The 9,011-nt window shown below is 54.0% G+C and carries 3 protein-coding genes; all 3 read right to left on the reverse strand.

Annotated features, from left to right (window positions below; all coding sequences use genetic code 11):
- Nucleotides 1-76 precede the first annotated feature (76 nt).
- Nucleotides 77-1,444, reverse strand: a complete 1,368-nt coding sequence (locus QLQ16_RS15405) for a DUF1501 domain-containing protein (RefSeq protein WP_283225547.1) — start codon at nucleotides 1,442-1,444, stop codon at nucleotides 77-79.
- Between the two features lie 5 nt (nucleotides 1,445-1,449).
- Nucleotides 1,450-3,174, reverse strand: a complete 1,725-nt coding sequence (locus QLQ16_RS15410) for a DUF1800 domain-containing protein (RefSeq protein ID WP_283225548.1) — start codon at nucleotides 3,172-3,174, stop codon at nucleotides 1,450-1,452.
- Nucleotides 3,175-3,237: 63 nt separating this feature from the next.
- Nucleotides 3,238-9,000, reverse strand: a complete 5,763-nt coding sequence (locus QLQ16_RS15415; protein ID WP_283225549.1) for a beta strand repeat-containing protein — start codon at nucleotides 8,998-9,000, stop codon at nucleotides 3,238-3,240.
- Between the last annotated feature and the right edge of the window lie 11 nt (nucleotides 9,001-9,011).

Consider the following 9,011-nt stretch of genomic DNA (forward strand, 5'->3'; position numbering starts at 1 on the left):
TCGGTCAAGAAATGAAACACTTGTTTGATGGGAAATATGGGATCGGTAATGTCATGCGCAGCATGTGCGCAGCGACTTAGCTGTTCATGAAGCCCAGGTTGGCTGCACTGAACAGAGGCAGTTCAGGAAAGACAGAGGTCAATGCCGCATCACCCACCCCAAACCATTTCGACAAAGTGGCTGCGTATTGCTGCACCGATATCGAAGGGATGATGGACATTTGTTCGTAAGGCGAAATATCTTCGCTTCCTGGTGTCCAATCGGCATCCCGCCCGTACAAGCCCCCGCGCACAGCGCCGCCCCACACCATGTTGTGCGAAGCCCACGCGTGGTCGGTGCCGTTGCTGGCATTCATGCGCAAGGTTCTGCCAAAGTCCGACAGCGTGAAAGCCGTGACCTGGTTGGACAAACCGATGGCCTGCAAGGCGGTCATGAAAGCGTCAACCGCTAGATCCAAATCTGAAAGCAAGGCAGATTGATACCCATATTGTTCGCCATGGGTGTCAAACCCACCCAAGCCCACAAAAAATATCTGCCGCGACGGTGCATTCAAAGTTTGGCGAGACTCCAGGAATTTGGCCACCGACAACAACTGCCCGTACAAACCATAGGCGCGACCCGCCGCAACACCAGAAAAGGCCTGCTCCGCCGCGCCCGAGTGGGCAGAAAAAATCGCATTCACTTTGCCCGCATCGGCATAAGTTGCGGCCATTTGTTGGGCATAGGCCTTTGTGAACGGGCGACTGGACAAATTGCCTTGCGCCACCAGCTCGGCCATGCGGGCAGACTGCACAATCGGAACGATCTGGTTGGCCCCTGTGACCAATGGGGACTGCGTAGGCGACTGCATCCAGCGGTTCACACTGTGGAATGAAACTTTGGTGAAGCTGTTGCCTTGCAGATTCAGACTCTCGATCATGCGGCTGCCCCAGCCGCGCTCTGTACCAGCGCCCTGTGTCTCTGCCGTCGTCAACATCGAAATCTCTTGTTGCACATCGTGCGCCAGCAATCCTGCCGGCAAACGCTTGCTGTTGTAGCTTGAGCGCGTGACCGGCTCCACCAGGGTGCCCACATTTTTGAGCAAGGCCACCTGCCCGGAACCAAACCGGGCATGCGTGCGCGGCATGGACGGGTGCAGCCCCATTTGTGGTGACCCCATGCCCTGCACAGACAGCGGCAACAAGGCATTGCGTGCCACGCCAACACCTTGGCGGGTGCTGCTGTTGTATTCCGGCCGGAAAGTCAGGTAGTTGGCGTGGGCGGTTGTTTCATACGGCACGAGCGTGTTGTAGCCGTCGTTGCCGCCAAACAGGTAAATGCACACCAGTGCCTTGTAGTCTTGCGACTGGCTTTGCCCCACCGAATGGGCCAGTAAGGCGCTTGCCGGAACACCGGCCCGCAGCCCCCATGCAGACAGGGCCTGAAGAAAGTGTCGTCGCTGCATCGTGCTCACCTGTGCGTCATGAATTGGGGTGATGAATACACCAGGAAAGTGGCCAGGCGCAGGCGAAGGAAACGCTGCGCCTCAGTGGCTGATGGCAAGGCCTGCACCCGCTCCGTGATGTAGTTCACTTGCGTAACACTCAAGGCGCCGCCCGTCAGGCGCACATTGAGCAGATCCACCAAGGGTGCTATCTCTCCTGCAGCCATTTGAATCCATACATGAGGCCATCGGATACTTGTGCCAGTTGCAATCCCATTGGGGATCTTGAATTCCGGAGCGATTCGATTTGAAAAAAGAAGCTCTTCTGCATACGAAAGACGATTCATTAAAGTCACCTTTGTCAGAATGGCAAACTGTGGCGCCATCAGCTTGCTGCCGGTCAAGGGCAGCGCAAAATCAGGGGGGTAAAAGTTGAATACCGACGGCGCCGCAAAGGGGCGCTGCTGCATGGCCGCTGCAGCTTGGTCCAAGTAAGCACCGTCGGTGGTGCCGCCAATGGCACGCACCAGCCCGGTCATGGTGAGCACAGGCTCCAGCAAACGCCCGGCGTTGTCCGGGGGGCTCAGCGCTTCTGAGTCCAGCAATATGGCGCGCACCACGGCGCGCATGTCGCCACGCACGCCTTGTCCATTGTTGTTGAACACCCGCACTACGCGGGCCACGTAGGCCGGGCTGGGATTGCTGGTCACCAAAAATTGTATCAGCTGCTTGACAACAAAAGGCCCAGTGTTGGGGTGGTTGAAGACGTTGCTGATCACCGCCTGCAAGTCCTGCTCAGTGCCTGTGCCTGCCGGGATGACTTGACCGTTGAGCAGTGTCTTGGCGGTTTGGTCGTGGCGGCTTTCAGCCGCCACCATGCTCTCGGTGCTGTAGTCAGGGCTCAGGTAACCTGCCCCCGGGAAAACCCAACCTGTCAGTGCCTTTGCGAATGACTCGATGTTAGCCTGGGTGTAGGTCTCAACACGGCGGCCTTGCGCGTTTAGAGCATAGGTTCCATCTTGATTCAGAAGGAATGGGCCGACAGAAAACAGTTGAAGCAATTCACGTGCAAAGTTTTCATTCGGTCTTGCCTTGTCATTTCCTCCCATGTCCAGCCATGCGCCCATGTACGGGTGCTTGGTAACCTTGACCAAGATATCTCGGTAGTTAGCTAGGGCATTTTGTCTGAGCATCTGTTGGTAGCTACGCATACCGTGAGAAGTTCTCTCAGAGGTATTCATAGAAACGACCAAAATCTGACTTAGAGCGAAGGCGACCCTCAACCTCAATTGATCTGCATCATGAACAGCAGACTTTAAAAAAATAATTGATGGAGCTCGTATATCATTAATAATCCAATCAAGACAAATATTGAAATTTTCTTTGGGGTATGAATTACATATTCTGTCAAATCGGTTTGGGGCTAAAAGTGACAAATAATCAAGCATATACGTGTTGTACACGCCTGCTGGCATGGCCAACTGCTCATCCACAAACCGTGCATACCCCAGTTGCCGAAGGCGTTCAATCGATTCGGTCGTCGGCCCAAACGAGCTCTTCCACAAGAACCGCACCGCCTGCGCCTCGGTGATGGGCGCAGCCAGCAAACCGGCCACGGTGCCATCGTCAGTGTCGGCTGCGGCCCGGCCTTCTGTGCCCCCGCCGCCGCCGCAAGCGGTCAAAAGCGCGCAGGCCAGCACCAACAGCACCGCCTTGCATCTGTTCCATGAATCCATGCGTCGTTCTGACATGTCGATTTCCTTGTGACAGACTGCCCTTGCGCCATCAGCGCAAGGGCAGTCTTTCGCGGACGTTTAGACCGGGAACACTGCTGTGGAAGCGTAGAAATGACTGTTCATGTCTTGAAAGCCCAAGGTGTGCTGCGTCATGTAAGTGGCAACCACAGCTTGTGCTGCAATGACTTCAGAACCACTGCTGGCCAACACGTAAGCGTCCAAGGCAGATTGGGCCAAGGCCACACCCGGCGTCAGTGAATTGCTCAGCTGGGCATCGGTCACGACGCCATTGCCGTCGGTCACCAGTTGCAGGTGAGCTGCGGTTTGGGCCAGCGTGTTTTCCATGCTGCCCGTCACCGCGTCCAGCAAGGACAGTGCGCCGAGCATCTTGCCGTACAGCTGTGCCTGTGCGCTGCCTGCTGCGTCGTAGCCCGCGTCGTTGACGGCCACCACCTTGTCCAGCATGTCGGCCACCCCGAAGGCTTCGGCCACCTGGGCGTTGACGCTGGTGATGAAGTTCACATCGCTTGGTGCCTGTTTGCCGGTCAGGTTCATCTTGCGCACGGCCAGTTCGGTCAGCGGCGTGACAGACAGGTCGGTGTCGGCCCCGGTGAAGTTGACCACGGCCCGCAGGTTGGCGGTCAGGTCCACATTGTTGCCGGTGAACTCGTCCTTGTAGTCGGCTGCATCGCCATTGGCATCTTCCATGACGATCAGCATGGCACCTCGGTAGGTGATGCCTTCGGCACTGAATTGGCCATTGGCGTCGGTGGTGGTGCTCTTGAGCAGGTTGCCTGCGGTGTCGTAGAGCTTGACGTTGAGCGCGGCGATCATGGGGCCAGCCACGCCGGCACCCGTCAGGGTCAGGCCCACCTGCACGTCGCTGTCCACCAGCACCTGGGCAGCCAGGGTGCCGTGGTCGTACACGTTGTAGGTGTTACCGCCCTGGGTCACGTTGCCCAACAGAGCCCAAGCGCCCGACAGGTTGAGCGTGTCGGCACCTGTGCCGTCAATGACCAATTGGTCTTTGCCCCCGCTATTGGCGCCCAAGGTGTAGGTGCCATCGCTCCAGCTGTTGCCATCTGAACTGGTGCCGGTGATCACCTGGTCCACCGCGCTCATGGCCAGCACGCGGTTGGCGTCCAGGTTGAGCACGTTGGCTGCGGTGTCGGTGGCCAGATCGATGCGCTCGATGCCTGTGTAAGTGCTGCCGTTGGCTGGTGTCAGCTCCAGCGTGCCACCGTTTACTGCACGCAGGGTGTCAAAGCCCGTGCCGCCATCCACAGTGTCTGTGCCTGCACTGACCACAACCACATCGTTGCCAGCACCAGCGCGGATGCTGTTGTTGGCCGATGTGCCCTGAATTGTTTCAGCGCCGGATGTGTCCACGGTGATGCTCACGCCAGCAGTACTGGCAGCGCCTGCATTGCCTGCCGCATCGGTCATGCGTGCCGTCAATGTGTAGGTGCCGTCCACCAGCTCAGGGCGATTGGTCAAGGTCACCGAGGCCTTGGTCGCGCCAGCAGCCAATGGTGCGCTGTAGACGGGTGTGGCAAATGGCACGCCATTGACCAACAACTCCACTCGGTCGCCTGCAGCCACATCGCTCACGTCAACGCTGAGCATGAAGCCATCGACCAATTCCTGGCTGCTGACCTTTTCATCGGTCATGCTTGTTGCACTTGTAGAGCCCGTGACAATATACTTCGTTGCAACAGACCCAAGATTGACCTGAGAACCCGATACCACCACACCCGGAAGAGATTCACCCGTTGTAAGAATATTTTGGTTGTGCATACCATACAAGGAACTTTGTAAACGCGAGGTACCTACAGGGGCAGTCAGCGATACAGAAACCCTCCAGTAATCGGTACTGACGCTTTCAATACTGTACGTGTTAGTGCCTTGAGTTGGTGTTAGCTCACCCGTAGTTGTATTGATAAACACCGATTCACCAGCGAGATATCCATTGCTTGTATTTCTTGCTATTAAGTAAAACTGTGGTTGGCTTGCGGTGGAAGCAAACGTGTTGGTTGTTTTGTGAATATAAATTGAAGTAGTGTAAGTTTGGCCAATGTCAATTGTGTCCAGAGTGTACTGGTTGAGATTAAGGTGAGCGGCCCCGTGCACAGTAAATGCGTTATTCATGCCCGACAAACTTGATAATCTGCTGTTCACAGTCAAGCCAACTTTAGCCCACACGCTATCAGCGTAATTTGTAGAGTGAGCAAGAAAATTCATAGGCAAGAGTGCAGGTACGTCAGTGCTGCCAATGTTGGCATCAATGGCCGGTGAAGTTGCTGCCGATGGTGCTGCCGTATAGGGCCCAAACGTCTGTGTACCATTGGTCAAACTCACGCTCACCGGGATGCTGACCACATCTGCAATGTTGTTGTCACCTTCTGCAACGGTGTAGGTCACGGTGTAGGTGTTGTCGCCATTGTCTGTGAAACCCGTCGCTGGTTTGCCATTGATGGTGATGCCTGCGTTGGTCAACCCCGTCTGTATAGTACGAATCACCAGATCCACTGTGTCACCGATTATGAGCGTGCCACTCGTCTGACTGAACTCCACATTCTGAATGACTGTAACCACTGGGGCTGGCGTGACATGGACATCTGCATCCACCAAAATCTGCGCCATTCGCGTGGTGTGGTTCAAGACTTGGTATGTTTGACTATTGAATGTCACATCACCGGCACTGATCCAAACTCCATCCAGGTTGAGTGTGTCATTGTTTGCGCCATTCACAACCAATTGCTTGCGCCCACTGGCCGTTGCCAGGTTATAGCTGCCACTGAGCCAACCGATGGTGTCTTGTGTCACCACGCCTGCGCGCGACATGTCTAGTACATCCAAGGCAGTCAAGGTCAATGTATTGGCCGAACTGTCTGTGGCCAAGTCAATGCGCTCGATCGATTCAACGCGACTGGTACTGCCCGGCGTGCCTGCCCCTACATTGGTGATGGCTGTGAAGTCCAGATCGGCCCCACCAGCCAATTCAATGGTGTCGAAGCCATTTCCTCCGTCCAGCGTAGCCAATCGACCCGAAGTAACGCCTGCGGACAATGCAGCTACGTTATGGGTGTTAAGTACAAAGGTGTCATTGCCTGCGCCACCACTGAGCACATCCACACCACCACCGCCAGCGATCAAGCGGTCGTTGCCTAGGCCACCGTAAAGATTGTCATTCCCACTGGTGCCGATCAGAATGTCATCCCCTTCAGTTCCTATCTGCGCTTCATCAGGCAGAAATTTTTTAATTCCAAATACAACATATGTGCGCCCCTCATTCGACTCAAAAGTTCTATCATAAAATGGAGCAGAAACAATAATATCTGAGAGACCATCTCCATTTATATCACCTGATTTTATGGAGTAGGCAGCATAATCGCCAGAATTTTCACCAAATAATGCAAACCCCCCAATGCCGTCTTTGATATTTTGGAGATTTATTTCATTTCCAGAAATATTACCAAAAACAACATACGATGTTCCAGATTTTAATTTTCCTTCGGATCCAGACCACGTCGTTGTGACTGCGAAATCACCGATTCCATCCCCATTCCAATCGCCTATAGCCGAAGCTGAATATCCAGAAAACCTTTCGTCAATTTGAGATGGAATAATTTTAATACCTTTCCCAGCCAAGTCAGATGCATCTATTGAAGTTGTATTTGATTTGCCATAAACAATAAAAGATCCATTTTCATTGGTTGAAATTAAAACATCAGCAAGCCCATCGCCATTGATATCACCAATTGCGTGAACTTCCTCACCTATTCTCTGTGGGCGCCCTGGCATTGACTGCGATACATCCGCTGCAACATAAAATCCTAAATTTTGTTGCAAGATATCAGAAATGGTCAAAGTATTAGGATTTTCTGTTCCAAACACAATGTATACCCGTCCAACATCATTCGCTGCGGGCACATCATGCAGAGGAGCCCCGATCGCAACGTCCCCCAAACCATCACCATTAACATCACCTAGAAAAGAAACAGCACGTCCGAATCTGTCGGAATTTTGTGCACCAGAGATTCGAATTCCTTGCGCAAGACTGATATTTGTTAAATTGACATCATCAATTCGACCAACAGAACCAAGGATAATATATGCCTCCCCGGGTTGGCTAACGGGATTACCCAATCCTACTAATATATCATCAATTCCATCGCCATTAAAATCGCCAGAGCTCATTTGAGAGTAACCTAGACGCCCACCTTGAATATAACCATTCACAACGAAGCCAGCACCATTGGAAATTAAATTTTGAAGTGCGGATACTTCAGAAAGAGCTGAGTAATTTCCGCTCTTATTGCCATATACTATATAAACTTTTCCAACATTATCACCGGCAGCTGTATTTGCGGCAATTGCAAAGTCATTTATGCCGTCATTATTTATGTCTCTGATGCCAGTTACAGCCACACCTACACCACTACTCTTTGGAGTATTGCCAAGTAGATAACCACGATCACCTAAATTATCTAATTGAATTGCAAGTCCACTGTTAGATCCGAATATTATGGCCCCACCTTGCTCCCACGAGCCAATAAGAATATCGTCGAATCCATCGTCATTAACATCACCAATGATGGATGAAACAGATCCGAAATTTAAATCTGGTGCCAACCCATTTTTAGAACCCGCTGTGATACTGAAGCCAGCGATACCTTGATCTGCGCGCGCCAGCTCGAGGCCAGTGGTCTGGAAGTCACCCAGCAACGCCGCTTTTTGCTCCAGAGACAAAGCATTGGTCTGGTCAGTTGACAAGTCATCAATTTGCTGGCTCGACCAGTTGCTGAATCGAGCTGCAGGCACGCTGTCAATGGCCGAGGGTTGCAGCATCAGAATTTGTGCAGGCGTCAGTTCTGCAAATCCACCAGCTGCGCCGATGGCTGCCGCCTGGTCACTGGTCAATGCGGCCAGTTGCTGGTTGCTCAGTGCTTTGATTTCTGCTGCGCTGAGGTTGTCGATCACGCCTGCGGGCACGCTGTCGATGGCTGCTGCATTGAGCTGTGCCACCTGGGCGTTGGTCAGTTCTGCAAAGCCACCGGCGGCGCCGATGGCTGCTGCCTGGTCACTGGTCAAAGCGGCCAGTTGTTGGTTGCTCAGTGCTTTGATTTCTGCTGCGCTGAGGTTGTCGATCACGCCTGCGGGCACGCTGTCGATGGCTGCTGCATTGAGCTGTGCCACCTGGGCGTTGGTCAGTTCTGCAAAGCCACCGGCTGCGCCGATGGCTGCCGCTTGGTCACTGGTCAAAGCGGCCAGTTGTTGGTTGCTCAGTGCTTTGATTTCTGCTGCGCTGAGGTTGTCGATCACGCCTGGGGGTACGCTGTCGATGGCTGCAGCATTGAGCTGTGCCACTTGGGCGTTGGTCAGTTCTGCAAAGCCACCGGCTGCGCCGATGGCTGCCGCCTGGTCACTGGTCAAAGCGGCCAGTTGTTGGTTGCTCAGTGCTTTGATTTCTGCTGCGCTGAGGTTGTCGATCACGCCTGGGGGCACGCTGTCGATGGCTGCTGCATTGAGCTGTGCCACCTGGGCGTTGGTTAGATCTGCAAAGCCACCGGCGGCGCCGATGGCTGCCGCTTGCTCACTGGTCAAAGCGGCCAGTTGTTCGTTGCCCAGTGCTTTGATTTCCTCTGCGCTGAGGTTGTCGATGACGTCTGGGGGCACGCTGTCGATGGCCTCTGCTTGCAGCGATTGAACCTGGGCTGCGCTCAGGCTGTCCAGGTTACCGGCCGTGGCCATGGCAGCGGCTTGGTCGCTGTTGATCAGTGACAAGTTGAGCAAGGCCACTTGGGCGTCGCTGAAGGAGGCCAACTGTGTCTCGCTCATGGCAGCCACTT

The organism is Limnohabitans lacus, from assembly GCF_030053395.1.
In the GTDB taxonomy this organism is placed as follows: Bacteria; Pseudomonadota; Gammaproteobacteria; order Burkholderiales; family Burkholderiaceae_C; genus Limnohabitans_A; species Limnohabitans_A lacus.